We start from the raw sequence: 23452 nt of genomic DNA, 5'->3' as shown, positions 1-23452 counted from the left end.
CTTCATTCTCCTTTGCAAAATTGCTTAATAAGCAATTGAATCGATTCTTCAATAGAGGCATGTTCATCAACTTCTTGTTTTAGAAAAGCAATCATTTTCTCTTTGGCTGCGATCGCTTCGTCTATTTTTTTGGATGTTCCGGTTTTATAAGCCCCGATATTAATTAAATCCTCTGCTTCACGGTAGGTAGAGAGCAAGTCCCTAAAGTGATGTGCAGCATAAAGATGATCGGAAGAAACGATATTTGGCATGACACGGCTGACACTCTCTAAAATATTAAGCGCTGGAAATTGCCCTTTATTTGCAAGCTGCCGATCAAGAATAAAATGGCCATCTAATATCCCTCTTACGGTATCAGCGATCGGCTCATTAAAATCATCACCGTCAACGAGGACAGTATAAATCGCAGTTATCGCGCCCAATTTATTCGTTCCGGAACGTTCAAGAAGTTTTGGAAGCAATGAAAAGACAGACGGGGTGTATCCCTTTGTTGTAGGAGGCTCCCCAATCGCTAAACCGATTTCCCGCTGCGCCATTGCAACCCTCGTGACGGAGTCCATCATTAACATGACACTCAAGCCTTGATCTCGAAAATATTCAGCAATCGCTGTCGCGGTCAATGCGCCTTTTATGCGCATTAATGCAGGTTGGTCAGAGGTTGCAGCGATCACAATCGACCGATTTAAGCCTTGTTCACCTAAGTCCTTCTCAACAAATTCCAGCACTTCACGGCCTCTCTCGCCAATAAGTGCAATCACGTTAACATCCGCATTGGAATTTCTTGCGATCATACCCAGCAATGTGCTTTTCCCGACCCCTGATCCGGCAAAAATCCCAATCCTTTGGCCTTTTCCTATCGTTAGCAAGCTATCGATGGCGCGCACTCCGATTTCGATCGGTTGTTGTACGCGGGGGCGAGATAATGGGTTTGGCGGCTCATTATCCGTTGGTACAGGAAACAATCCTCTCATCGGCTCACTTCCATCGAGAGGGTTCCCAATGCCATCCAGAACCGTTCCGATAAGTTCTAGCCCCGCTTTAATATGCAACGGTTTTCCGGTATCTTCAACTAATGTCCCCGGTGAAATATCCGTAACGTTCGTAAACGGCATTAACAAAACATATTCATCGCGAAATCCAACAACCTCCGCTTTCACGACTCTCTTCTTTCGCTTGCCAATGTGTAAAAAACAAACATTGCCAACTGATGTTTCAGGCCCTTTTGACTCAATCATCAATCCGACAACCCTTGTGACTTTCCCAAAACGTTTATACGGATCAACCTGTTCGATTGCATCAATCAATTTACTAAGCATTTTCTAATTCCTCTACGTATTCAATAAGCTGTCGTTTGATTTCTGAAAGCTGGCTGTCAATCGAAGCATTAATCGTTCCAAACGATGTTTCAATTAAGCATCCATTTTCATGTAATTCTTGATCAGGGTAAATGGACAGGTCTGTTGAATCGTTCAATACAGATAGCAGCTCTCTTTTTTGCCGAACCGTTCGTTCATATTTCGTTGGATGGACGATAATTCGGATGTTTTCATGTTCTTTTACTTCCTTTAATACGGTCTTAACTAAGCTTGTCCACTGTTCTGGTTGTTGTTTCAACGTTTCGCCAATTATTTTTTCTGTTATTTGAACGGCGATTTTGACGATTTCAGGTTCGGCTTCTTTTAATTTGTTCAAATAATCCTTTTTTGCTGCATCTACAAGCCGCTGGGCTTCCAAGACAGATTGGCGAATCGACTCTTCTCCGTCCATCCTGCCGTGATCATACCCTTCTTGGTAGCCTTGGAGTCTTGCTTCTTCAAGTGCTTCATTTATTTTATTTTGGAGCGCTTCTTCTTCTTTTTGTAATTGCTGCTTCTTTTTTTGAATCAATTTTTCTGTTTCATTCAGAAGTTTATCCGCTTCTTCTTTCGCTTCCGCAATCATTTCATTAGCTTTTTGCCCACGGAAATCTGTATTCAAATCTTCGTTATTTTCATTATGGCGTGTCTTTATCTGAACAGACCTTTTCAATGCAATCAATTTTGCGTTTTTATCTAAGTCTTCCGTTGTACATTTAATTAAGTTAACCAATGATGTCGTCACCTCCACCGCGTGCAATGACGATTTCTCCAGATTCCTCCAGTCTTCTAATAACAGCTACAATGCGCATTTGTGCTTCTTCTACATCCCTTAGCCGGACAGGGCCCATATATTCAAGCTCATCTTTGTATGTTTCAACCATACGCTGGGACATATTGCTGTAAATGATCTCTTTTACTTCTTCGCTAGCTGCTTTTAAAGACAGTAATAAATCCTCGTTTTCCACATCGCGAATGACGCGCTGAATGGCGCGGTTATCGAGCGTAACAATATCTTCGAATACGAACATTCGCTTCTTAATTTCTTCAGCCAATTCGGGATCTTGAATTTCCAACGCATCAAGAATCGTTTTCTCAGTTGCCCTGTCAACACTATTTAGCACCTCAACAACAGACTCGACTCCACCGGTCTGTGTGTAGTCCTGTGTAACAGTTGTAGACAGCTTCCGTTCAAGAATCTGTTCGACTTCGTTAATAATTTCAGGCGACGTCCGGTCCATCGTTGCCATTCTTTTCGCAATATCCGCTTGCATTTCTTGAGGCAAATCAGAAAGTATTTGCCCTGATACGCCTGGATCAAGATAGGAAAGGATAAGCGCTATTGTCTGCGGGTGTTCATGCTGGATAAAATTCAAAATTTGTGCCGGTTCCGCTTTCCGCGCAAAGTCGAAAGGACGGACTTGAAGCGTTTGGGTCAGCCGGTTGATAATATTCATGGCATCATTTTTGCCTAACGCTTTTTCAAGGACCATTTTCGCGTAAGCGATCCCCCCTTGGGAAATATAATCTTGCGCCAACGCAATTTGGTGGAACTGTTCCAGCACTTCCTCTTTTAATTGTGCATCCACCTTGCGGACGTTCGTAATTTCAAGTGTCATTTTCTCTATTTCTTCTTCGGTCAAATGTTTATACACTTGTGCCGAAACATCTGGTCCTAATGCAATAAGCAAAATAGCCGCTTTTTGTTTTCCGGTTAATTTTCTTGATTTAATAGCCATCTGCTCAACTCCTAATCTTCAGACAACCATGTTCTAAGAAGCTTCGCAAAATCTTCCGGCTTCTCTTTTGCCAGTTTCTCCAATTGTTTCAATCGTTTCCGTTCCCCTGTATTAAAATCTGTCTCAACTTCATCAATCTCTTCCTCCAGCAATGGAATAGCCTTTTCCTGCTCAATCTCTTGTTCTTCGATATCTTCTTCGTTTTTATTTTTACGGAATAATAAAAATGCAAGCACTCCGATAATAAGTAATAGAACAGCACCTACAATATACAACCAAACTGGTATTGTCCTCGTTTCTTCTGGCGTAAGATCAGGTTTTCCGTTGAATGGTTGGGCCGAGACAAAAATCTTGTCGGTAATATCCTCATCTTCCAGAGGCGTGTTTGTATTTTTCGAAATGGTCGTCTTTACGATCGTGCCTAAAATTTCCTCGATATTATTGATCGTTTGCGGGCTTAATGATTGAGGTTCGTTAGGCTCAGGCGGTTCAACCATGACTTGAATGCCTAAATCCTGTATTTTATAAGGACTTTCCACAATTTCTTTGCGAATCCGGTTAAATTCATTGTTTACGCGTTCTTCATCACGTTCATAATCTCCAGACTGGCCATTTGCCAAAGCGGGATACTCTGGAATGTCAGTCTCTCCCGTTCCTGCCACCCCTTCTGCTTGATTGGCATCGCCGGTAAAAGATTCTCTTATCCGTTCAACACTCACTTTAAGGCCTTCCATATTTTCGGGATCAACCGGCTCCACGAGGTTTTCTTCTCTGTTTTCTTGTGTGAAATCGATATCTGCCGTTACAGACGTAACGACTTTTCCTTGGCCAATCAAAGTAGTAAGCATTTGCTGCACTTGCCGCTGCAAATCACGTTCGATATCTTGCTTAATCTTTCTCTGCTGTTCATACAGCGTAAAGCCACTGCTATCCGCATCAGTATTCGAATCATAGTAGTTAAAATACTGGTCCATAATCGCGATATTTTCTTCAGGTAGGTTAGGGACACTTTTGGATACAAGGTTATAAAGGGCATTAATTTCTTTTTGGTTTAATTCTTTTGTTAAATGTAAGACGACGGATGCTGAAGATGTCTGTTCTTCTTGGGAAACCCAAATCGATTCGCCAGGAAGATTTATCATGACGCTGGCATCTTTCACCCCATCAATGTTTTTGATTAAATTTTCTAATTCTGTTTGCATTGCCCCACGTTCCAGAACATTAAATTCGCTATCCGTCATGCCAAAACCAGCATTTTCACTAAAAAATGAATAGTCGATTTTGCCGCTTTTTGGAATTCCTTCAGCTGCAAGTTCAACCTTTAAGCTATTTACTGATTTCTCAGGAACTGAAATGGTTGTTCCATTATTTGAAACGACAGAAGGTATACCGCGGCTGTCTAAACTTTCTTTTATTTGCCCGGCTTCTTCCGATGATAGATTAGAGTATAACGGCGCGTAATCAGGCCTCGAATTAAAAAAAATGATCGTAATCATTAAAGCTAAAACAACGATCGAACTCCCTATCGCTATTATTTTTTGCAATGGGGTTCGCTCTGACCAAAACCCGCGTATTCTTTCTATTAAGCGTATAACTTTTTCTTTCATTTTTTCCCCCGGCTGTGAACATGTTAAGGCAGACATCAAATGCCAAAGCTATACAAGTAGAGTTATAGAGAATGTTCAAAACCCCCATGTCTGATTAGACACCGCAATAAATGAAAATGGGGTTTTGAACACACGCTTATAGCGGCATCCTCATAATTTCTTGGTAAGCTTCAATTGCTTTGTTTCTAATTTCAAGTGCCACTTGCATCGAGACAGATGCTTTTTCCGCCGTAATCATCACGTCATGCAGATTTACCGCTTTGTTTTCGATTAGTTTCTTTGTTTCTTTGTCTGAAGCGGCTTGTGCATCATTCACTTTATTCATTGCATTTGAAAGCATTTGTGAAAATTGTTGCTGGACATCGAATGGCGTTTTTTTAACTTCTATGTTGGCAATTGGTTTTTGGTTGAAGATCAATGGTGTTATTCCGAACTTTTCCATTCTCTACACTCCTTATTTCCCAATCTCAAGCGCTTTTACCAACATCCCTTTTGAAGCATTAAGAGCAGTGATATTTGCTTCATACGAACGAGAAGCGCTCATGATATCGACCATTTCTTTTAATGGATCGACATTTGGAAGGCGCACATATCCGTTTTCGTCTGCATCGGGATGCTCTGGTTGGTACAATGTTTTAAATGGCGTTTGATCATCTACAATGCCGGCGGCCTTCACTCCGTTTCCTATTGTTGAGTTTTTATTATGTATAGCCTGGCGCAAAAAATGGGTAAATTGACTTTCATTCGTTTTTAACGCGACCATTTTTCGGCGATACGGCAGCCATTCCCCGTTGACAAACCTCCCTCTTGTAGTGTCCGCATTCGCGATGTTGGAAGAAGCAATATCCATGCGAAGCCGTTGTACTGTTAACCCAGACGCCGAAGTGTTCATGCTATGAAAAATAGACACTGCTATTTCCCTCCCTTAGCGACATTTTTCAACGAAGAAAATTTACCATTTATTCGTTCAATTAATGCATTGTAATAGATTTGATTTTCAGCGAGCAGCGACATTTCTCTATCAATGTCAACATTGTTGCCATTGTTGTTCATTATCGATTTGTTTTTTGTTGCAACAGTGTATCCGCTGTTTTGTTGGGTGGCAGCGAAATTAAAATGCCGATTATCCGTTCTTTTCGCCTGCAATCCAATTGCCTTTGACAGTTCATCTTTAAAAATAACTTCCTTTGCTTTGTAATGCGGCGTGTCGGCATTTGCGATGTTTTGGGATATTACGTTTTGGCGTACTGATGAAGCGTGGAGCCTTCGTTCCAATGCGGATAATGTCGAATCTGAAAATAGGTCCATCTCACTACAAGTCCTTTCTCGAAAAAAATATTACAAATTAATAACACAAACTCGGCCCATTAACCTATTAAAATTAAAAAAAAAGAAATTTCACATGATCAATGTCACAGTATGACTTATTATACATAAATTCCACATAAAAAAGACATAGGTATTTAAGTCTATTTTTCCAATTATGTCAGATTTTGTCAATTTTTTCACAAAAAAGACACTTTACGATGTAAAGTGTCTTTAAACATGATATGTTTTTATGTTTGTTTATTCGGAACGAAGTTTATCTAATTCAACTAAAAATTTATTGTTTAAAACTTTAATATATGTTCCTTTCATTCCAAGAGATCTCGATTCGATTACACCGGCACTTTCTAGTTTCCTGAGCGCATTTACAATAACAGAACGGGTGATACCGACTCTGTCCGCAATTTTACTTGCAACAAGCAAACCTTCTTTGCCGTCTAATTCTTCAAAAATATGTTCAATAGCTTCTAACTCACTGTAAGATAAAGAACTAATTGCCATTTGAACAACCGCTTTGTTCCGAGCTTCTTCTTCGATTTCTTCAGCTTTTTCGTGAAGGATTTCCATACCTACTACAGTCGCTCCGTATTCAGCAAGTACAAGCTCTTCCTCTGAAAACTCTTTTTCAAATCTTGATAAAATAAGTGTTCCCAATCTTTCTCCGCCCCCAACAATCGGAACAATTGTTGTCAAGCCGGATTTGAAAAGTTCCTTATTATCATCCGGAAAAGCTGTAAGCTCATGATTAATATCCAAATTCGCTGAGGTTACATTGATTGTAAAGAGCTTCTCCGTATACTCAGCCGGAAATTGTTTTTCATCTAAAATCTTTTGCATTTTTTCATTTTGGATTTCTTGGTTCACAGCAATTCCTAAAAGTTTCCCTCTCCGGCTAAGGACGTAAACATTTGCATCAATCACTTCCTTGAGTGTTTCTGCCATTTCTCTAAAGTTTACTGGACCTGCAACTTTTTGTAACATTGAATTAATTTTTCTTGACTTTTCTAAAAGACTCATCTTTTTCCTCCTAATTATAAAATAAATTGACTCAAATCTTTGTTTTTTACGATTGATGATAGTTTTTCTTCCACATACTCAGGTGTGATAACAATTTTCTCCAAGTTAATGTCCGGTGCTTCAAACGAAAGATCCTCAAGTAAACGTTCTAAAATCGTATGCAGCCTTCTGGCTCCAATATTATCCGTTTCTTGATTCACCTCAAAAGCTAAAGAAGCGATTCTTTGAATAGCTTCGTCAGAAAATTCAATTTCTATACCTTCAGTAGCCAATAATGCTGAATATTGTTTAATTAACGCATTATCTGGCTCAGTTAAAATTTGAACGAAATTCTCCACACTTAATTTTTCAAGCTCAACGCGGATCGGAAAACGGCCTTGCAATTCAGGAATAAGATCTGATGGTTTCGCGATATGAAACGCACCTGCGGAAATAAATAAAATATGATCAGTCTTTATCGGGCCATATTTTGTCATCACTGTTGAACCTTCGACAATTGGCAATATATCACGCTGAACCCCTTCTCTTGAAACGTCAGCAGACTGTTGGCTTTTTCCTGCAATTTTGTCAATTTCATCGATAAAGATAATCCCTGAGTTTTCCGCCCTTGAAACAGCTTCTTGGGAAACTTCATCCATGTCGATAAGCTTTGCAGCTTCATCCTGAATCAAAAGTTTCCTTGCTTCTGAAACCGGAAGTTTTCTCTTTTTTGTTTTTTTAGGGATAATTTGGCTAAAGAGGTCTTGCATATTGACTCCCATTTGCTCCATTCCGGCTCCCTGGAATAAATCCACCATTTGATTGGCCTGTTCAGTAACTTCTACTGTAATGATTCGATCTTCCAGTTCCCCAAGTGCCAACTGGTGGGCAATTTGTCTTTTGCGCTGATGGATGCTTTGCTCTTCTGAGCTGTCTTGCACATCTTCTTGGTTCGAACCATTTCCGCCAAAGAACATTTCTAGTGGATTTTTGTATTGTGATGATTGCTTCCTTTTCGAGGGCACAAGCAGGTCAACAATTCTTTTATCGGCATTTTCTCTCGCTTTGTCCTTCACTTGATTCATTTTTTCTTCTTTAATTAACCGGACGGAAATTTCAACTAAGTCTCTTACCATAGACTCAACGTCTCTTCCAACGTAGCCTACCTCGGTGAATTTCGTCGCTTCCACCTTTACGAATGGTGCATTAACAAGCTTGGCAAGCCTTCGGGCAATTTCCGTTTTTCCGACACCAGTCGGACCGATCATTAAAATATTTTTAGGCACAATTTCATCCTTCAACTGATCATCAAGCAAATTTCGCCTGTAACGATTCCTTAACGCAACAGCCACCGCTTTTTTCGCTTGTTTTTGTCCAACGATATACTGATCAAGCTTATCAACAATCTCTCTAGGTGTTAAGTGGGCATTCATTCGAAACCCTCCATTCAAATTAAGAAGTTGTTACATGCTCCCTTTGAAAAGAAACATTTAAAGTTCCTCAATAATGATTTGATCATTTGTATAGACACAAATTTCGCCGGCGATTTTAAGTGCGGCTTCGGCAATTTCTTTCGCGGAGAGCCCGCTGGCATGTTCTTTTAACGCTTTTCCTGCAGCAAGCGCATAATTGCCTCCAGAACCAATCGCAAGGATACCGTCGTCGGGCTCAATCACTTCCCCTGTGCCAGAAATAAGCAGCATATTCGATTCATTCATTACAATCAGCATGGCTTCTAGTTTTCTAAGTACCTTATCACTACGCCATTCCTTCGCTAGTTCGACTGCTGAACGCAGTAAATTCCCGTTATATTCTTCCAGCTTGCCTTCAAATTTTTCAAAGAGTGTGAATGCGTCGGCAACAGAGCCCGCAAATCCGGCGATTACTTTTCCGTTATGAAGCCTGCGTACTTTTTTTGCCGTATGTTTCATGACGACAGCATTTCCAAATGTAACCTGGCCATCGCCTGACATTGCCGACGAACCATTATGCTGTATAGCAAAAATTGTCGTTGCATGAAAAGACTCGTTCAACATTATCCCTCCATTCAAAAGAGAATTTCCTTGCCAATATTAGAGTTATGCGCGGGGATGATGATTCAAATACGTGTTTCTTAAACTTTCTTTCGTTACATGTGTATAAATCTGTGTAGTGGATAATTGGGCATGGCCCAATAATTCCTGTACAGAACGGAGATCGGCGCCTTGATTAAGCATATGTGTTGCGAACGTATGCCGAATTGCATGAGGGCTAATATTTTTATGCAAGCTCGCCTGCTCGACAATTTTGTTCAAGATTGTCCGCACACTTCTGTCCGAAAGCCTCGTTCCTCTATAGTTAAGAAACAAAGCATCTGTTTCTTCTGAACTTTTACCGGCTAGCTTTTTTCTGCCATCTTGAATGTATCTTTCCAATGCATCCATTGCATACGAGCCAATTGGGACATATCGTTCCTTACGGCCTTTTCCGTACACAAGCAACATACCCAGCGAAAAATCAATGTCTGTTTGATTTAATGAACAGCATTCACTAACCCTTATCCCAGTTGCATAAAGCAGTTCCAATATCGCTTGATTCCGTTGACCAAGAGGTGTTGTGATATCTAAAACGCCAAACAAAGCGGCTACCTCTTCTTCGTATAAAAAATTCGGTAGCCGGTGCTCTTTTTTCGGTAAGGAAGCCGCTTGAAATGGATTGTGGCTTACAATTTCTTCCCTTAGTAAAAAACGATAAAAACTTCGTAATGAAGAAATCATTCTTGCAACCGTATTTCGTGCAAGACCTCTATCGTGCAATTCCGTTAAAAACAATCGTACATCAGCGTAATTTACAGACGAAAAGTCTTCAATTCCTTCTTTTTCTAAAAAAAGAGTGAATTTAGCAAGATCTCGTTTGTAATTCGCAATTGTATACATTGAATAATTTTTTTCTAATTCAAGATACGACAAAAACGACTGCAAGCTACCTGTTTGCATACATTCACCTCAAAAAGCTATTAAATCGTAACATATAACTATGCTGAATACAAGGGACTGTCACAATTTAGACACAAAATTCTGAATTGTTTTCAATGCTCGTTCAGCGATTTTTTTATTTCTTTCCTGCTTATTTTTCACTTGACCTAATGGGGTAAATAATCCAAAGTTAATATTCATCGGTTGGAAATTGTTCGGATTTGCCGACGTAATATAATGGGCCAAACTTCCAAGCGCTGTTTCTTCAGGAAAAACGAGCGGTTTTTCACCTTTTGCTAATTTTGCAGCATTGATGCCTGCGATCAAGCCAGATGCCGCTGACTCCACATAACCTTCTACCCCCGTCATTTGCCCGGCAAAAAACAAGTCTTCGCGCTGAATGTATTGATAAGTCGATTTTAACAATTTTGGCGAATTAATAAAAGTATTCCGATGCATGACGCCATAACGGACAATTTCAGCGTTTTCCAATCCTGGAATCATCTGAATCACTTCTTTTTGCGGGCCCCATTTCAAATGTGTCTGAAACCCGACAATATTATAAAGCGTTGCCGAACTATTGTCCTGCCTTAACTGAACGACAGCGAAAGGCCGCTTATTCGTTTTCGGATCTTCAAGGCCGACAGGTTTCATCGGGCCAAATAGGAGTGTTTTTTTACCTCTCTTCGCAAGGACTTCGATTGGCATACAGCTTTCAAAAAATATTTCTTTCTCAAACTCACGCAAAGGAACCGTTTCACTTGAAACAAGGACATCATAAAAATGGTTAAATTCTTCTTCTGTCATCGGGCAATTCACATAAGCGGCCTCACCTTTATCATAGCGCGATTTTAAATATACCTTTTTAAAGTCAATGCTGTCCGCTTCGATAATCGGTGCTGCTGCATCATAGAAGTACAAGTATTCCTCTCCGGTTAAACGTTTAAGTTGCTGCGACAGCGTTTGAGATGTCAACGGCCCGGTAGCTATGATTGTTGGGCTATCAGGAATACTCGTAACTTCTTCATGAGAAACCGTGACGTTTTCATGATTTTTCACTTTTTCCGTTACCAAAGCAGCGAACTCGTGGCGATCAACTGCAAGTGCCCCTCCTGCCGGAACCGAGCACTTGTCAGCGGAAGAAACGATAACTGAATCGAGCTTACGCATTTCTTCCTTAAGGACACCGACAGCATTCGTTAAACTATTCGCCCGCAATGAATTGCTGCAGACAAGTTCAGCAAATTGATCCGTATGATGTGCGGGCGTTTGTTTTTGTGGACGCATCTCGTATAAGTTCACTTTTATGCCGCGCTTTGCGAGCTGCCAAGCAGCTTCGCTTCCAGCAAGACCAGCGCCGATAACATTTACTTCAGCTATTGTCATGACGAGACAACTCCTTTTCTACCCCTCTTCTGCATAATCACATGATGAACATACGACTTGTGTTTTCTTTTTTGTCTTTTTTTCAACAAGCATGCCGTTGCATTTCGGGCATTTTCGATTAATTGGTTTGTCCCATGAAAGAAATTCGCATTCAGGGTACCTGTCACACCCGTAAAAAATCCGGCCCTTTTTACTTTTTCTCTCAACGATATTGCCTTTTTGACAGCTTGGGCATTTTACGCCGATATCTTTTAAGATTGGCTTTGTATTTCTGCACTCGGGAAAATTGGAACAAGCCATAAATTTACCGAAACGGCCGATTTTGATCACCATTTCATGGCCGCATTTCTCACAATTTTCTCCGGCGGGTTCATCTTTTATTTCTACTTCCTTCATTTGTTCTTCGGCTTTTTTCAAGCTTTTTTCGAAGCCCTCATAAAAGTCATCGATGATTTTTATCCAATTCTGCTTCCCTTCTTCAATGGCGTCTAGATCGTTTTCCATTTTCGCCGTAAAATCAACATCTACGATTTCGCTGAAAAATTCTGTAATGAGCTCAAGCACAATTGTTCCGAGTTCCGTTGGGACAAATTTGCGTTCTTCAAGCTTCACGTAGCCACGTTTTTGGATGGTATCAAGGGTTGGCGCATACGTTGATGGGCGCCCAATGCCTAATTCTTCCATCGTTTTTACAAGGCGTGCTTCCGTATAGCGCGGCGGCGGCTGGGTAAAGTGTTGGCTTGGTTCGATGCTTTCGGCCTTTACTTCACTATTTTCTTTTAAATCAGGAAGAAGTGCATTTTCTTCCGCTTTGTTATCGTCTGTCCCTTCAACATAAACTTTCATAAACCCCGGAAATTTAATCGCTGAACCAGTTGCACGAAAGACAACACCATTATTGTTTAAATCAACGCTCATCGTATCCATGACAGCAGGGGCCATTTGGCTTGCAACAAGGCGTTCCCAAATCAGTTTATAAAGGCGGTAATGGTCTCTGCTTAAATACTTTTTCATCTCTTTCGGTTCTCTGAAAGAAGATGTTGGACGGATCGCTTCATGGGCGTCCTGTGTATTTTTTGTTTGCTTCGCCGTTCTTTTTTTGTTTGGCAAATAATTTTTGCCGAAGTTTTGTTCAATATATTTTTGTGTCTCTTCTACTGCTGTATCAGATATTCTTGTTGAATCTGTACGCATATACGTGATTAAACCAATGGTTTCTTTGCCTATTTCAATTCCTTCATATAATTGCTGTGCAATCATCATCGTTTTTCTCGCACGAAAATTCAACTTTCTCGCAGCTTCCTGCTGCAAGGATGATGTTGTGAAAGGCAAGGCCGGGTTTCGCCTTCTCTCTTTCTTTTGGACAGATGCAACGGTAAATGTATCACCTTTTATTTGTCCGAGAATTTGATTTACTTCTTGTTCGTTTTTCAATTCCATCTTTTTGTTGTCTTTTCCATAAAAGAAAGCCTCAAACGTCTCTCCTTTTTCGTTGAAGAGCGACTTAATTTTCCAATATTCTTCCGGTTTGAATTGCTGAATTTCTTGTTCACGCTCAACAATTAAACGCAGTGCAACAGATTGAACTCTTCCTGCACTTAGTCCCTTTTTAACTTTCTTCCATAGAATAGGGCTTATTTTATAGCCTACCAGCCTGTCAAGTATTCTCCGCGCTTGCTGTGCATCAACAAGATGCATATTAATTGGGCGCGGATGTTTAAACGCGTCTTTAATGGCGTCCTTTGTAATTTCGTTGAATACGACCCGGCAATCCGAATCTTGATCAATGTTTAAGCTGTGGGCTAAATGCCATGCAATGGCTTCGCCTTCACGGTCAGGGTCAGCTGCAAGATAAACTTTTTTAACTTTCTTTGCAGCATCCTTTAATTCTTTTAAAATCGGGCCTTTCCCACGAATTGTAATGTATTTAGGTTGAAAGTGTTGTTCGACATCAACACCGATTTGACTTCTTGGCAAATCACGTACATGTCCCATTGATGCTTTGACTTCATATTTTTTTCCTAAATATTTTTTTATCGTTTTCGCTTTTGCGGGAGACTCAACGATTACTAAGTAATCTTCCATGCTAAAGCTTCTCCCCCCTCACAGGAATTTTAAAATCTTCCCTATTATTAAATACTCGTTCATCTTTTGTCAAATAGTCCGTACTAATTTTTTTCAATAAAGAGCTCATTTTCAATATCTTGTGAACATAATACCATTTTTGCTCCTTGTTGAATTAAGTTGTTCGTTCCCTTACTATTTGGGTTTAATACGGAACCTGGAATCGCAAATACTTCCCTTCCTTGTTCAAGCGCTTGATCCGCTGTAATGAGTGATCCGCTTTTTTCTTTCGCCTCTACGACAAGCGTTCCTCTTGTAAGGCCGCTGATGATTCGATTGCGGAGTGGGAACTGCCATTTAGCCGGAGGTTGCAACGGCAAAAATTCTGATAGCAACAACCCGTTATTCGCTATCGTTTCCGCAAGCTTTTTATGTTCTTTTGGATAAATGGATTGAAGGCCTGAACCTAAAACTGCAATCGTGCTTCCGTTTTCATTCAATGCAAGCTGGTGGCTAAGTGCGTCAATGCCATACGCAAGGCCACTAACGATGCACCAATCATTTCTAATTAAAGGGTACAGGATTTGTTTCATAATAGGGAGGGCTTGTTTTGTAGGATATCTTGTCCCGACAACTGCGAGAGATTTTTCTTTGTGAAGCAAGGAGAGATCGCCTTTGTAAAATAGAATCCAAGGGGGGTCAAAAATATGTCTGAGCTGGTGAGGATATTCTTTGTCAAGGCGGGTAATAAATTGAAAGGAGCCGTGTTCAGTGCGGAATAGTTCATCAATTGATTTGTTAAGATCTTGATGGAAAACGTCAGCTTGCTTTTCGTTCATTTGATAATAAAATTTAAGATCATTTTTCGACATATTGTAAACTTCTTTAAATGTTGGATCATGGGCAAACATTTTGTCGATTGTTTTTAGCCCCATTCCCCTACAGCTGTATATATGCAACAAGCGCATTTTTCTTTCAGTAAACAGATGCAAATCGCTTCATCCCCTCATTTCATCATTCTTCGCTTTTTCTAGATTTAACAAAACGCTGACGCGTCATTGTTCGGAGGCCAATTTGTGAAAGAGCATATTTCTTTTAAAAAAATAGCCCCTGTGAAGGAGCTATTCTAGTTGCCGCCGCAATTAAGCTTTATGGGTAATGCATTTCTCTAGAAGATTATTTTCTTTCAGTACTGAGATTAATGTTTCACCCATGACAGCAGGTGTTTCTGCCACTTTAATGCCGCATTCATTCATTTTACTGATTTTTTCAGCTGCCGTTCCTTTTCCTCCGGAAATAATCGCGCCAGCATGTCCCATACGCTTTCCTGGAGGGGCTGTTTGGCCGCCAATAAATCCGACGACTGGCTTTGTCATATTCGCCTTAACCCACTCCGCAGCTTCTTCTTCAGCCGTTCCTCCGATTTCACCAATCATAATCACAGCGTATGTATCTTCATCTTCGTTAAACGCCTTTAACACATCGATGAAATCCGTTCCATTTACTGGATCGCCACCAATGCCGACAGCCGTTGATTGTCCGATTCCGGCTTCAGATAATTGATGGACTGCTTCGTACGTTAATGTTCCGGAACGCGAAACAACACCTACATGGCCTTTTTTGTGAATATAGCCTGGCATAATACCGATTTTGCACTCTTCAGGTGTAATGACACCAGGGCAGTTTGGCCCGACTAAACGTGTTTTTCTGCCTTGCAAGTAACGTTTTACTTTTACCATATCAAGAACAGGGATATGTTCTGTAATACAGATAACAAGATCAATGTCAGAATCTGCCGCTTCTATAATCGCATCTGCGGCAAAAGGAGCCGGAACATAAATAACCGAAGCATTTGCGCCAGTTTCCTTCACTGCTTCTTCAACAGTATTGAATACCGGTACACCTTCGACTTCTGTACCGCCCTTGCCTGGGGTAACTCCGCCTACAATTTTTGTACCATATTCGAGCATTTGCTTCGTATGAAACAATGCTGTAGAACCGGTAATTCCTTGAACAATTACTTTCGTATCTTTATTTATAAAAACACTCATCTTCGCAATCCCGCCTTTCTATTTTACTAACTCAACAATTTTTTGTGCGCCGTCAGCCATAGACTCAGCAGCCGTAATGTTTAAGCCAGACTCCTGTAAAATGCGTTTCCCTGCATCCACATTCGTACCTTCCAAACGAACAACCAGCGGAATCTCTAACCCCACTTGTTTTGATGCTTCTACAACACCTTCTGCAATGACGTCACATTTCATAATGCCGCCAAAAATATTAACGTAGATGCCTTTTACATTCGGATCAGAAAGAATAATTTTGAACGCTTCTGTTACTTTCTCAGCTGTTGCGCCTCCCCCAACATCAAGGAAGTTTGCGGGATCGCCGTTGTAATGTTTAATAATGTCCATCGTCGCCATTGCGAGGCCGGCGCCATTAACCATACAGCCAATATTTCCATCCAGCGCAATATAGCTCAAGTCATATTTTGAAGCTTCGATTTCTTTCGGATCTTCTTCGTCGAAATCGCGCAATTCTTGAATATCTTTATGACGGTAAAGCGCATTGGAATCGAAATTTAGTTTTGCATCAAGGGCAACCACGTTTCCATCACCTGTTACGACAAGCGGGTTAATTTCAGCGATTGAACAGTCTTTCTCAATGAAAACTTGATAAAGGCCAAGCATAAATTTCGCAGCCTTGTTCACAAGTTCATTAGGAATATTGATATTAAAAGCTAATCTGCGCGCTTGGAAACCTTGCAAACCAATGGCAGGATCGATCACTTCTTTGAATATTTTCTCGGGCGTTTCTTCTGCGACTTGTTCGATCTCTGTGCCGCCTTCTTCAGATGCCATCATAACGACGCGATCTGTTGCACGGTCGATAACAAGACCGACATAGTATTCTTTTTTAATGTCGATGCCTTCTTCGATCAAAAGGCGTTTCACTTCTTTACCTTCAGGGCCTGTTTGGTGTGTAACAAGTGTTTTCCCGAGTAGCTCATCAGCATATGTACGAACTTCATCAAGGTTTTTGGCGATCTTTACGCCTCCAGCCTTACCGCGGCCACCTGCATGGATTTGAGCCTTAACCACGTAAACATTTGAGTTTAAGCTTTTAGCAGCTTCCACCGCTTCATCGGCAGAAAATGCGACTTTGCCGTTAGAAACGGAAACGCCGTATTGCCGCAAGATTTCTTTACCCTGATATTCATGGATATTCATCTCTATTATCCTCCCATTCAATCTATTGTTTCAGTTCCCATTGATATTGTATATAAAGATCCTTTGCATTGTCCACCGTAACATTTATTTATGATCATCACGATCTTTATGATTTTCCTTTTTTTCCTTCTCTTCTTGCGCCTTTTTCAGTAAATGAAAGATTAAAAAATCTCTTTCAGTCATTGTTTGAAATACGCCGAACTCTTCCGCAATTTCTTCTTCGTTAGTAAAGATAGATGACATATTTTCACTTTCATTATTTTTGTTATCCAAAGAAAAAACCTCCTTTTAAATGGGTAGTCGTTTTATTATTGCCCGCAAAGAGGTTCTTCTTGCAGATTAATCGGTTTCTTTCTCCAATTTGTAAATAAAAGCAAATATTTCCGCTACAGCCTTGTACAAGTCTTCAGGGATGGTTTCATTTATTTCAAGTTCATGCAATAGTTGAACGAGGGTGGGATCCTGTTGAATTGGAATGTGATTGGATTCAGCCATCTCTATGATTTTTTCAGCTATTTCTCCGCTGCCTTTCGCTATAAGCTTTGGCGCCGCATGATCGGATGAATCGTAAGATAGAGCCGCTGCTTTTTTTCTGTAGTTGTTTTTACTCATATCTTTACATCGACTCCTTGAAAACCGCCGGCGTGTTCACTATACATATTGTCAAAGGACTGCTGTTTTACTGTCTGTTTCATCCACTTGACTGATGTTAGGTTGTATCCTGCTTGATCAAGTCTTGTTTTTAACGATCGTTCGAGTGGCTTTAATTTTGTTACGGGATACTCATTTTCATTGTAAATAGAAAGGGAAATGATCCGGTTTTGAATGTGGACATCAACAACGATTTCGTTTAATTTTTCCAAATTTAAATAAAATAAAATTCGGCAGAAATCCGGATCGATCTGTCCTTTTTTCTGTTTTCCTTGAAAGTGAACAATCGAATCAGGTTTTCCGAACTGATTAAGGATAGGAAGCTGAAAAAACAACTGCACCATTGAATCATTATTTTTAAAAAGCAACTGCTGTCCTGTAATTCTTTGGACTGTTTCTTGTATTAATGTTTTTATTTCCGTAGGAATGTCTTCTTTAAGTAGAGAGAGTAATGTAGGTTTTATTGTCATTAATTGATTTTTAAATTCATCGATCGGAACATGCCCTTTTAAAAATTTTGTAAGATTTTTTTCATAGTGAAATCCTAAGATGTCCAGTATTGTTTTAAGGGGAAAATGTTTCTCCCAGTCGTTTTCATTAGATGCTAAGCTTGTTCCTCCACCGCTTTTCATCCAATGTAGCTGGTCTATCATCTTCAATAGATTGTCATTTAAATGCACTGCTGATGGGGACAAATTTGGCGTTTTATTCAACGAATTTACGATTTGTTGTAACTGGCTTACGAACGGCTTATTCGATGTCAAACTGTTCAAAGCATCGAAAATCGACTGGCGAAATGGCAAATTCCGATCAACCATTAATTTAAGAACAGCCACATTTTGACTGATGTTTTCATTCTTCAACAGGGACACCGCTTTTTGCAAAAATGATTTTGAAAAAGGGAGCCCTTCATTTTTTAAAAAAGAAAGGATTGCTTTATGCTTAGCTGTTGAAGGAAGGCCAAGTTGCTTTAGCAGCAATTCAAATGATTTGTCATTCGACTGACTTTCCTTATTGGATTCAAACGGGGCAATCACTTTCAAGACCGGGGTAGATTCACTTTGTTCAACTTGAAACCAATAATGATGCTCGGCTTGAAGCGGCGCCTCCAGCTTTGCGATGATTTGCTTGCCCGAAAGTTCAACATGCGCCATATTATTCGGCATGAGTTTTCGTACGTGGCCGTGAAAGATTTGTCCTTCTCGAATAGAAGGGATTTGTTTATGGAGTGGAACGATCTTATGTAATTTAACAAGTGATTGGATGAAGTTCATGCCATTCTCCCATTACCCTTTCATTGTGTCCGCTACCGGAGAAAATGAAAGGCGGTGTTCACTCGTTGCTCCGTAGTTCTTTAGTGCATAAAGGTGTTCTTTCGTTCCATAGCCAACGTTTCGGTCAAAGCCATATTGAGGAAACGATTGTGCAAGTTCCGCCATCATGCGATCCCTCGTAACTTTCGCAATAATGGATGCCGCGGCAATCGAGACGCTTTTCTTGTCCCCTTCAATGATGGACGTTTGAGAAATGGAAATCGGCAGTTGCATCGCGTCGACTAAAACGTGGTCAATGTTTGGTGAGCAGGCTTTAATCGCTTTCACCATGGCCATTTTTGTCGCAATATAAATGTTGTGCCGATCGATTTCATGAGGGGAAGCAGTCCCAATGCCGACAATTGCTTTTTCGTGGATCCTTTCGAACAATTCCATTCTTTTTTTCTTGTTTACCTGCTTGGAGTCGTATAATCCAAGAATTGGTTCGTCAGGTAAAATGACTGCGGCCGCAACAACAGAACCAGCAAGCGAGCCTCTGCCAACTTCATCAACACCGGCAATAAATTTTTTCCCTTTCATTTTTTGAGCCGTTTCATACCGGGACATTTGTTCATATTGTTCAATAAGCCTTTTTTGTTCTTCTTGCTCCTTTTCAACCTTTGCCAAAAGGCGCTGCACTCCTTTGCGTTCGTCTTTCCGCAGCTGTTCAAGCAACTCTTCAGTTATTGAAGCATTCCGAACGTATTCTTCAATCTTTTGTATTGGCATGTTTGAAAACATAAAAGTCACCTGGTCTTTCAAGTGTGATTTTTCCGAGCTTTTCCGTGCGATATTCACGCAGGAGCATTTCTGCACAGCGATCATAATCAATCATGCCGCCGCTCATAAGAAATCCCCTTTTCTTGGCGATTGCTTCTAAGAGATCAAGTGGGTTTTCATGCAATTCGTCTAAGTGGTAACGATGAAGCAAATTCTCGGGATAATTTTCCCGAAGATACGTTAATAAAAACAGTGCCAATTCCTGAAAATCGAGAAGCTCGTCTTTAATAGCCCCTGTCACAGCTAAACGCAAGCCTGTTACGGGTTCTTCAAATTTTGGCCATAAAATGCCTGGGGTATCCAATAGCTCAAGCGCTTTGCCAACTTTAATCCACTGCTGCTGTTTGGTTATGCCTGGCCGATCGCCTGTTTTCGCTATTTTTTTATTTGCAAGCCGGTTAATCAATGTTGACTTCCCAACGTTCGGTATTCCTACAATCAACCCTCTTATCGCACGGGGATTCATTCCCTTTGCTCTCATTTTATCAAGCTTTTCCTTTAACAGTTGCTGGGCTGCTGTTGTTATCGATTGGACACCTGTCCCTTTTTGCGAATTAAGCGGAATTGCAGAAATAGAGATACTGGAAAAAAAATCCTGCCATTCTTTCGTCATTTTCGGATCTGCCATATCGCTTTTGTTTAATAGAAGCAACCTGGGCTTGTCTCCTATGATTTCGTCAATCATTGGGTTTCTAGAAGACATTGGAATCCGAGCGTCAACAAGTTCAAAGACGGCATCAATCATTTTTAATTTCTCAGTCATTTCCCTTTTCGCTTTGGCCATATGGCCTGGATACCATTGAATTGTCACAGCTTCACATCCCTTTATCACGGTGCAATGCAAGAAAGTAATACCCATCAATTTAAAAAGATAGCTTACCAACATCAATAGATGATACAAAAAAAGGAGCTTGACTTATACAAGACTCCTTTAAAAGTTATATCATTATTTAACCGGTTATTCAAAATGGCCTTCTTTAAGACTTTATGATTAACGAATTTCTTTAATACGTGCAGCTTTACCGCGCAGGTTACGCAAGTAATAAAGTTTCGCACGACGTACTTTACCGCGGCGTACAACTTCTAAATTGGCAATCTTCGGAGAATGAACAGGGAATGTCCTTTCAACTCCAACGCCATAAGAAATTTTTCTAACAGTAAACGTCTCGCTGATTCCGCTTCCACGGCGTTTAATGACCACACCTTCGAAAATCTGGATACGTTCACGGGTTCCTTCAATAACCTTCACGTGAACTTTCACAGTGTCACCAGGTCGAAAATTAGGAAGATCCGTTTTTAGTTGTTCTTTCGTAATTTCAGCAATTTTATCGCTCATGACATACGCCCTCCTTCCACACAGATGTTCTTGTCATTCCTTCATTAAATCACAGCGGAACATCGTACTCACACATCCACCATCATAGCATATGGAAAACTAAGCCGCAAGAAAGTTTATGATTTTTCTTGTTTGAGTTTCGATAAAAAAAGCTTGTCCTCTTCTGTCAAAAGATTTTCTTTTAACAAGTCTGGACGCCGCTCGATGGTTCGCCTTAACGATTCTTTTCGTCTCCATTCTCCGATCTTTTTATGATCGCCTGAGAGAAGCACTTCTGGAACCTTCATTCCACGAAAATCTTGAGGCCTCGTGTAATGTGGATGCTCAAGCAACCCTGTGCTGTAAGAATCTTGTTGGTGCGAAGCCTGATTGCCGAGAACACCGGGGATAAGCCTTGCAACACTATCGATGATTACCATACTTGCCAATTCCCCGCCCGTTAAAATAAAGTCGCCGATTGATAATTCGTCTGTTGCAAGATGGGTGCGAATTCTTTCATCATAGCCCTCATAGTGTCCACAAATAAAGATTAAATGTTTTTCTTCGGAAAGTTCTTCCGCCTTTTTTTGCGTAAATGGCTCGCCTTGGGGACACATAAGCAGAATTCTCGGTTTCGTCTTACTCGTTCTCACCACCGCTTCTACTGCATCGAAAATAGGCTGGGGGGATAACACCATACCGGCACCGCCACCATAAGGATAATCGTCCACCTTATGGTGTTTATTCAATGAATAATCGCGATAATTAACAAGATTAAAGCGAAGCAAAGACTTTTCTTGCGCTTTTTTTAAGATTGATTCATTAAAAACTCCTTCAAACATGCGGGGAAACAAGGTCAAAATATCAATTTTCATTCAATCAGCCCTTCAAGCAAATGAATGGTAATTTTTTTTTCAGGGATATCAACGTTTTTTACCACAGATTCAATATAAGGAATATAAACAAGTTTTTTATCGGCATCTTTTCGCACAGCCCAAACATCATTGGCGCCTGGCGATAGAATCTCTTCCACTACGCCAATCTTCTCGCCATTTTCCGAAAACACTTCACAGCCAATAATTTCATAGTAATAAAATTCATTCTCGTTAAGTTCTTCCTCACCCAATTGATCTTCAGAAATTTTTAACGTTCCACCTTTTAACGGCTCGACTTCACTCACATTGCTATATCCTTCAAAGCTTAATAAATCAAAATTTTTATGTTTTCGGTGTGTTCGAATGGTTAATGGCTTTTCATTCGCATGATTTTCCGAAAAAAAAGTAAGCGTATTTCCAATCTGATAGCGCAAATCCGGAAAATCCGTCGTCGAAATGACTCTCACTTCACCTTTTAAGCCATGTGTATTCACAATCTTTCCAACATTAAACCATCGCATAAAAACCTCCGAGAATGAGAATTTTTTTACGGTCGGATCTCCAAAACCACACCGTCTTTTACGACGATTTCGGCAGGCCGGGACGATTGTTTCCAATTGTCGCCAACTTTTAATTCGGATATGGTTTCAATTTCTTTTTCAACCACTTCTGTTCCCAACGGGAGTATTTTTAATTGTTCCATTTGAAAGTCAATTGACCGAACTTTTTCTTTTCTTCTATCAATTTCCTCATTAAACCGGGCTGCAATCGATGAATGGTTTTTCTTATCTTGATTTTTCAATGCTTTTCTTCTTTCAAAATCAAGTTGTTCACATTCTGTAACGTATCTATTTTTTTCTTCAGTAAACACTTTTAGAAACTCCGCTTTACTCGTTTCCGTTAAAACTTGCTTCACAATGGCACGTTTGATGACTTTCATCAAAGCCACCCCCAGTGAAATGATTAAAAAAAGGGAGGGATTCCCCTCACCTTATCAAATGCGCCTTGGCGTATTTGCACCCAGATTTTATCGAGCGCTCCGGCCTACAGGATGTAGGTCAGTTCGACGTTGCAACAGGACGTTGCGTTCGTAGTCGAACTTCCTTAATTTCTCTGAAAATCTGTGGCATCCGCCGGAGGCTTTAACTTTATTCAGCTGGGATTTGAACCCCATTAAATGGAATACCGATATGCATTTATATCACCACTTAGAGAAGTAGGAGACTTCTGCTGAATGAAGTTAAACAATTTCTAAATGAATGCGTTCATTTCGGTTCGCTCCTGCCGCATTGACGACTGATCGAATCGACTTCGCAGTTCTACCATGTTTACCAATTACTTTACCCATGTCATTTTTATGAACGGACAATGAATACGTAACAAGCCCTTCATTCATTGATTTTGTAACAACAACTTCATCAGGATAATCTACGAGTGGCTTAACAATCGTTTCGATTAATTCGGTCATCGGTCATGAGCCTCCCACACGTAAGGTTGTTCAAAAAGTCTGGCTGTCCTCCTTTTTGAACTTATAATAAAAAGGTTGTTTATTACTTTGCATGTTTTGTGTTGTGAAGCTTTTCCATTAAACCAGCTTTAGAAAATAGATTGCGGACTGTATCAGAAGGCTTTGCGCCTTTAAGCATCCATTGCAATGCTTTTTCTTCGTCAATTTTAACTTCAACAGGGCTTTTTACCGGATTGTAGTAGCCAATTTCCTCTATAAAACGTCCGTCTCTAGGGGAACGTGAATCTGCAACAACCAAACGATAAAAAGGAGCTTTTTTTGCACCTATACGTTTTAAACGAATTTTAACTGCCATCATTCTCACCTCCAAAACTTATTATAATATCATAAACC

At 40.3% G+C, this 23452-nt stretch carries 27 protein-coding genes; all 27 read right to left on the bottom strand.

What is annotated here, in order from left to right; genetic code table 11:
* Positions 1–2: 2 nt before the first annotated feature.
* Entirely contained in the window at positions 3–1316 is a 1314-nt protein-coding gene (gene fliI, locus DCC39_RS01025; RefSeq protein WP_116553008.1) for a flagellar protein export ATPase FliI, read from the bottom strand.
* Positions 1309–2088, bottom strand: a complete 780-nt coding sequence (fliH, locus tag DCC39_RS01020) for a flagellar assembly protein FliH (protein ID WP_165820753.1) — start codon at positions 2086–2088, stop codon at positions 1309–1311. Before fliH ends, fliI begins: the two co-directional genes overlap by 8 nt.
* Entirely contained in the window at positions 2081–3094 is a 1014-nt protein-coding gene (gene fliG / locus DCC39_RS01015; RefSeq protein WP_116553006.1) for a flagellar motor switch protein FliG, read from the bottom strand. The genes fliH and fliG overlap by 8 nt, the downstream gene beginning before the upstream one ends.
* 11 nt (positions 3095–3105) lie before the next feature.
* On the bottom strand, positions 3106–4701 hold the full coding sequence (gene fliF / locus DCC39_RS01010) for a flagellar basal-body MS-ring/collar protein FliF (RefSeq protein WP_116553005.1): 1596 nt from the start codon (positions 4699–4701) through the stop codon (positions 3106–3108).
* Positions 4702–4837: 136 nt separating this feature from the next.
* Positions 4838–5143 (bottom strand): flagellar hook-basal body complex protein FliE, encoded by a 306-nt coding sequence (gene fliE / locus DCC39_RS01005; RefSeq protein ID WP_116553004.1) that lies wholly within the window; start codon positions 5141–5143, stop codon positions 4838–4840.
* Positions 5144–5155: 12 nt separating this feature from the next.
* Positions 5156–5611 (bottom strand): flagellar basal body rod protein FlgC, encoded by a 456-nt coding sequence (gene flgC, locus DCC39_RS01000; protein WP_116553003.1) that lies wholly within the window; start codon positions 5609–5611, stop codon positions 5156–5158.
* Between the two features lie 2 nt (positions 5612–5613).
* A complete protein-coding gene (gene flgB, locus DCC39_RS00995) occupies positions 5614–6009 on the bottom strand; it encodes a flagellar basal body rod protein FlgB (RefSeq protein WP_116553002.1) in 396 nt (131 codons plus the stop codon).
* A gap of 258 nt (positions 6010–6267) precedes the next feature.
* A complete protein-coding gene (codY, locus tag DCC39_RS00990) occupies positions 6268–7044 on the bottom strand; it encodes a GTP-sensing pleiotropic transcriptional regulator CodY (RefSeq protein WP_116553001.1) in 777 nt (258 codons plus the stop codon).
* Between the two features lie 14 nt (positions 7045–7058).
* A complete protein-coding gene (gene hslU, locus DCC39_RS00985) occupies positions 7059–8456 on the bottom strand; it encodes an HslU--HslV peptidase ATPase subunit (protein ID WP_116553000.1) in 1398 nt (465 codons plus the stop codon).
* Positions 8457–8513: 57 nt separating this feature from the next.
* Complete coding sequence (gene hslV, locus DCC39_RS00980; protein WP_116552999.1) at positions 8514–9059, bottom strand: ATP-dependent protease subunit HslV; 546 nt, start codon at positions 9057–9059, stop codon at positions 8514–8516.
* Between the two features lie 42 nt (positions 9060–9101).
* Positions 9102–9998: a tyrosine recombinase XerC gene (gene xerC, locus DCC39_RS00975; protein WP_116552998.1), complete on the bottom strand. Its 897-nt coding sequence runs from the start codon at positions 9996–9998 to the stop codon at positions 9102–9104.
* Between the two features lie 60 nt (positions 9999–10058).
* Positions 10059–11363, bottom strand: coding sequence for an FADH(2)-oxidizing methylenetetrahydrofolate--tRNA-(uracil(54)-C(5))-methyltransferase TrmFO (gene trmFO / locus DCC39_RS00970; RefSeq protein WP_116552997.1), 1305 nt, complete (start codon positions 11361–11363; stop codon positions 10059–10061).
* Between the two features lie 18 nt (positions 11364–11381).
* Entirely contained in the window at positions 11382–13448 is a 2067-nt protein-coding gene (gene topA, locus DCC39_RS00965) for a type I DNA topoisomerase (RefSeq protein ID WP_116552996.1), read from the bottom strand.
* A gap of 83 nt (positions 13449–13531) precedes the next feature.
* Positions 13532–14362, bottom strand: a complete 831-nt coding sequence (dprA, locus tag DCC39_RS00960; protein ID WP_240613473.1) for a DNA-processing protein DprA — start codon at positions 14360–14362, stop codon at positions 13532–13534.
* Between the two features lie 207 nt (positions 14363–14569).
* Positions 14570–15478 (bottom strand): succinate--CoA ligase subunit alpha, encoded by a 909-nt coding sequence (gene sucD, locus DCC39_RS00955; RefSeq protein ID WP_116552995.1) that lies wholly within the window; start codon positions 15476–15478, stop codon positions 14570–14572.
* An 18-nt stretch (positions 15479–15496) separates the two neighbouring features.
* Positions 15497–16657 carry an ADP-forming succinate--CoA ligase subunit beta gene (gene sucC / locus DCC39_RS00950; RefSeq protein ID WP_116552994.1) on the bottom strand — a complete coding sequence of 387 codons (1161 nt, stop codon included), beginning with the start codon at positions 16655–16657 and terminating at the stop codon, positions 15497–15499.
* 84 nt (positions 16658–16741) lie between these two features.
* A complete protein-coding gene (locus DCC39_RS00945; RefSeq protein ID WP_116552993.1) occupies positions 16742–16930 on the bottom strand; it encodes a hypothetical protein in 189 nt (62 codons plus the stop codon).
* Between the two features lie 66 nt (positions 16931–16996).
* Complete coding sequence (locus tag DCC39_RS00940) at positions 16997–17269, bottom strand: EscU/YscU/HrcU family type III secretion system export apparatus switch protein (RefSeq protein WP_116552992.1); 273 nt, start codon at positions 17267–17269, stop codon at positions 16997–16999.
* A complete protein-coding gene (locus DCC39_RS00935; protein ID WP_116552991.1) occupies positions 17266–18582 on the bottom strand; it encodes a hypothetical protein in 1317 nt (438 codons plus the stop codon). The genes DCC39_RS00940 and DCC39_RS00935 overlap by 4 nt, the downstream gene beginning before the upstream one ends.
* A 12-nt stretch (positions 18583–18594) precedes the next feature.
* The gene (locus DCC39_RS00930; protein WP_240613471.1) at positions 18595–19362 is read right to left on the bottom strand and encodes a ribonuclease HII; all 768 of its coding nucleotides are present in this window, start codon (positions 19360–19362) and stop codon (positions 18595–18597) included.
* Positions 19331–20212, bottom strand: a complete 882-nt coding sequence (gene ylqF / locus DCC39_RS00925) for a ribosome biogenesis GTPase YlqF (RefSeq protein WP_116552990.1) — start codon at positions 20210–20212, stop codon at positions 19331–19333. The genes DCC39_RS00930 and ylqF overlap by 32 nt, the downstream gene beginning before the upstream one ends.
* A gap of 180 nt (positions 20213–20392) precedes the next feature.
* Positions 20393–20737, bottom strand: a complete 345-nt coding sequence (gene rplS / locus DCC39_RS00920) for a 50S ribosomal protein L19 (protein WP_116552989.1) — start codon at positions 20735–20737, stop codon at positions 20393–20395.
* A 116-nt stretch (positions 20738–20853) separates the two neighbouring features.
* Positions 20854–21591 (bottom strand): tRNA (guanosine(37)-N1)-methyltransferase TrmD, encoded by a 738-nt coding sequence (gene trmD, locus DCC39_RS00915; RefSeq protein WP_116552988.1) that lies wholly within the window; start codon positions 21589–21591, stop codon positions 20854–20856.
* Complete coding sequence (gene rimM / locus DCC39_RS00910) at positions 21588–22112, bottom strand: ribosome maturation factor RimM (protein WP_116552987.1); 525 nt, start codon at positions 22110–22112, stop codon at positions 21588–21590. Before rimM ends, trmD begins: the two co-directional genes overlap by 4 nt.
* 26 nt (positions 22113–22138) lie before the next feature.
* Positions 22139–22531: a YlqD family protein gene (locus DCC39_RS00905; protein WP_116552986.1), complete on the bottom strand. Its 393-nt coding sequence runs from the start codon at positions 22529–22531 to the stop codon at positions 22139–22141.
* 300 nt (positions 22532–22831) lie between these two features.
* Positions 22832–23059, bottom strand: coding sequence for a KH domain-containing protein (locus tag DCC39_RS00900; protein ID WP_116552985.1), 228 nt, complete (start codon positions 23057–23059; stop codon positions 22832–22834).
* An 82-nt stretch (positions 23060–23141) separates the two neighbouring features.
* Positions 23142–23414: a 30S ribosomal protein S16 gene (rpsP, locus tag DCC39_RS00895; protein WP_116552984.1), complete on the bottom strand. Its 273-nt coding sequence runs from the start codon at positions 23412–23414 to the stop codon at positions 23142–23144.
* Positions 23415–23452 lie beyond the last annotated feature (38 nt).

This window comes from Pueribacillus theae (assembly GCF_003097615.1).
Taxonomy (GTDB): Bacteria; Bacillota; Bacilli; order Bacillales; family UBA6769; genus Pueribacillus; species Pueribacillus theae.
The sequence above is the reverse complement of the archived record's forward strand: the minus strand, read 5'-3'. Positions and strand labels throughout refer to the sequence as shown.

Bases quoted from the DNA above. Each gene is read 5' to 3' on its own strand.
- fliI (WP_116553008.1), bottom strand. From the start codon at position 1,316: ATGCTTAGTAAATTGATTGATGCAATCGAACAGGTTGATCCGTATAAA.
- fliG (WP_116553006.1), bottom strand. From the start codon at position 3,094: ATGGCTATTAAATCAAGAAAATTAACCGGAAAACAAAAAGCGGCTATT.
- fliF (WP_116553005.1), bottom strand. From the start codon at position 4,701: ATGAAAGAAAAAGTTATACGCTTAATAGAAAGAATACGCGGGTTTTGG.
- fliE (WP_116553004.1), bottom strand. From the start codon at position 5,143: ATGGAAAAGTTCGGAATAACACCATTGATCTTCAACCAAAAACCAATT.
- flgB (WP_116553002.1), bottom strand. From the start codon at position 6,009: ATGGACCTATTTTCAGATTCGACATTATCCGCATTGGAACGAAGGCTC.
- codY (WP_116553001.1), bottom strand. From the start codon at position 7,044: ATGAGTCTTTTAGAAAAGTCAAGAAAAATTAATTCAATGTTACAAAAA.
- hslU (WP_116553000.1), bottom strand. From the start codon at position 8,456: ATGAATGCCCACTTAACACCTAGAGAGATTGTTGATAAGCTTGATCAG.
- hslV (WP_116552999.1), bottom strand. From the start codon at position 9,059: ATGTTGAACGAGTCTTTTCATGCAACGACAATTTTTGCTATACAGCAT.
- xerC (WP_116552998.1), bottom strand. From the start codon at position 9,998: ATGCAAACAGGTAGCTTGCAGTCGTTTTTGTCGTATCTTGAATTAGAA.
- trmFO (WP_116552997.1), bottom strand. From the start codon at position 11,363: ATGACAATAGCTGAAGTAAATGTTATCGGCGCTGGTCTTGCTGGAAGC.
- topA (WP_116552996.1), bottom strand. From the start codon at position 13,448: ATGGAAGATTACTTAGTAATCGTTGAGTCTCCCGCAAAAGCGAAAACG.
- dprA (WP_240613473.1), bottom strand. From the start codon at position 14,362: ATGGGGCTAAAAACAATCGACAAAATGTTTGCCCATGATCCAACATTT.
- sucD (WP_116552995.1), bottom strand. From the start codon at position 15,478: ATGAGTGTTTTTATAAATAAAGATACGAAAGTAATTGTTCAAGGAATT.
- sucC (WP_116552994.1), bottom strand. From the start codon at position 16,657: ATGAATATCCATGAATATCAGGGTAAAGAAATCTTGCGGCAATACGGC.
- DCC39_RS00940 (WP_116552992.1), bottom strand. From the start codon at position 17,269: ATGAGTAAAAACAACTACAGAAAAAAAGCAGCGGCTCTATCTTACGAT.
- DCC39_RS00935 (WP_116552991.1), bottom strand. From the start codon at position 18,582: ATGAACTTCATCCAATCACTTGTTAAATTACATAAGATCGTTCCACTC.
- DCC39_RS00930 (WP_240613471.1), bottom strand. From the start codon at position 19,362: ATGTTTTCAAACATGCCAATACAAAAGATTGAAGAATACGTTCGGAAT.
- rplS (WP_116552989.1), bottom strand. From the start codon at position 20,737: ATGAGCGATAAAATTGCTGAAATTACGAAAGAACAACTAAAAACGGAT.
- trmD (WP_116552988.1), bottom strand. From the start codon at position 21,591: ATGAAAATTGATATTTTGACCTTGTTTCCCCGCATGTTTGAAGGAGTT.
- rimM (WP_116552987.1), bottom strand. From the start codon at position 22,112: ATGCGATGGTTTAATGTTGGAAAGATTGTGAATACACATGGCTTAAAA.
- DCC39_RS00905 (WP_116552986.1), bottom strand. From the start codon at position 22,531: ATGAAAGTCATCAAACGTGCCATTGTGAAGCAAGTTTTAACGGAAACG.
- DCC39_RS00900 (WP_116552985.1), bottom strand. From the start codon at position 23,059: ATGACCGAATTAATCGAAACGATTGTTAAGCCACTCGTAGATTATCCT.
- rpsP (WP_116552984.1), bottom strand. From the start codon at position 23,414: ATGGCAGTTAAAATTCGTTTAAAACGTATAGGTGCAAAAAAAGCTCCT.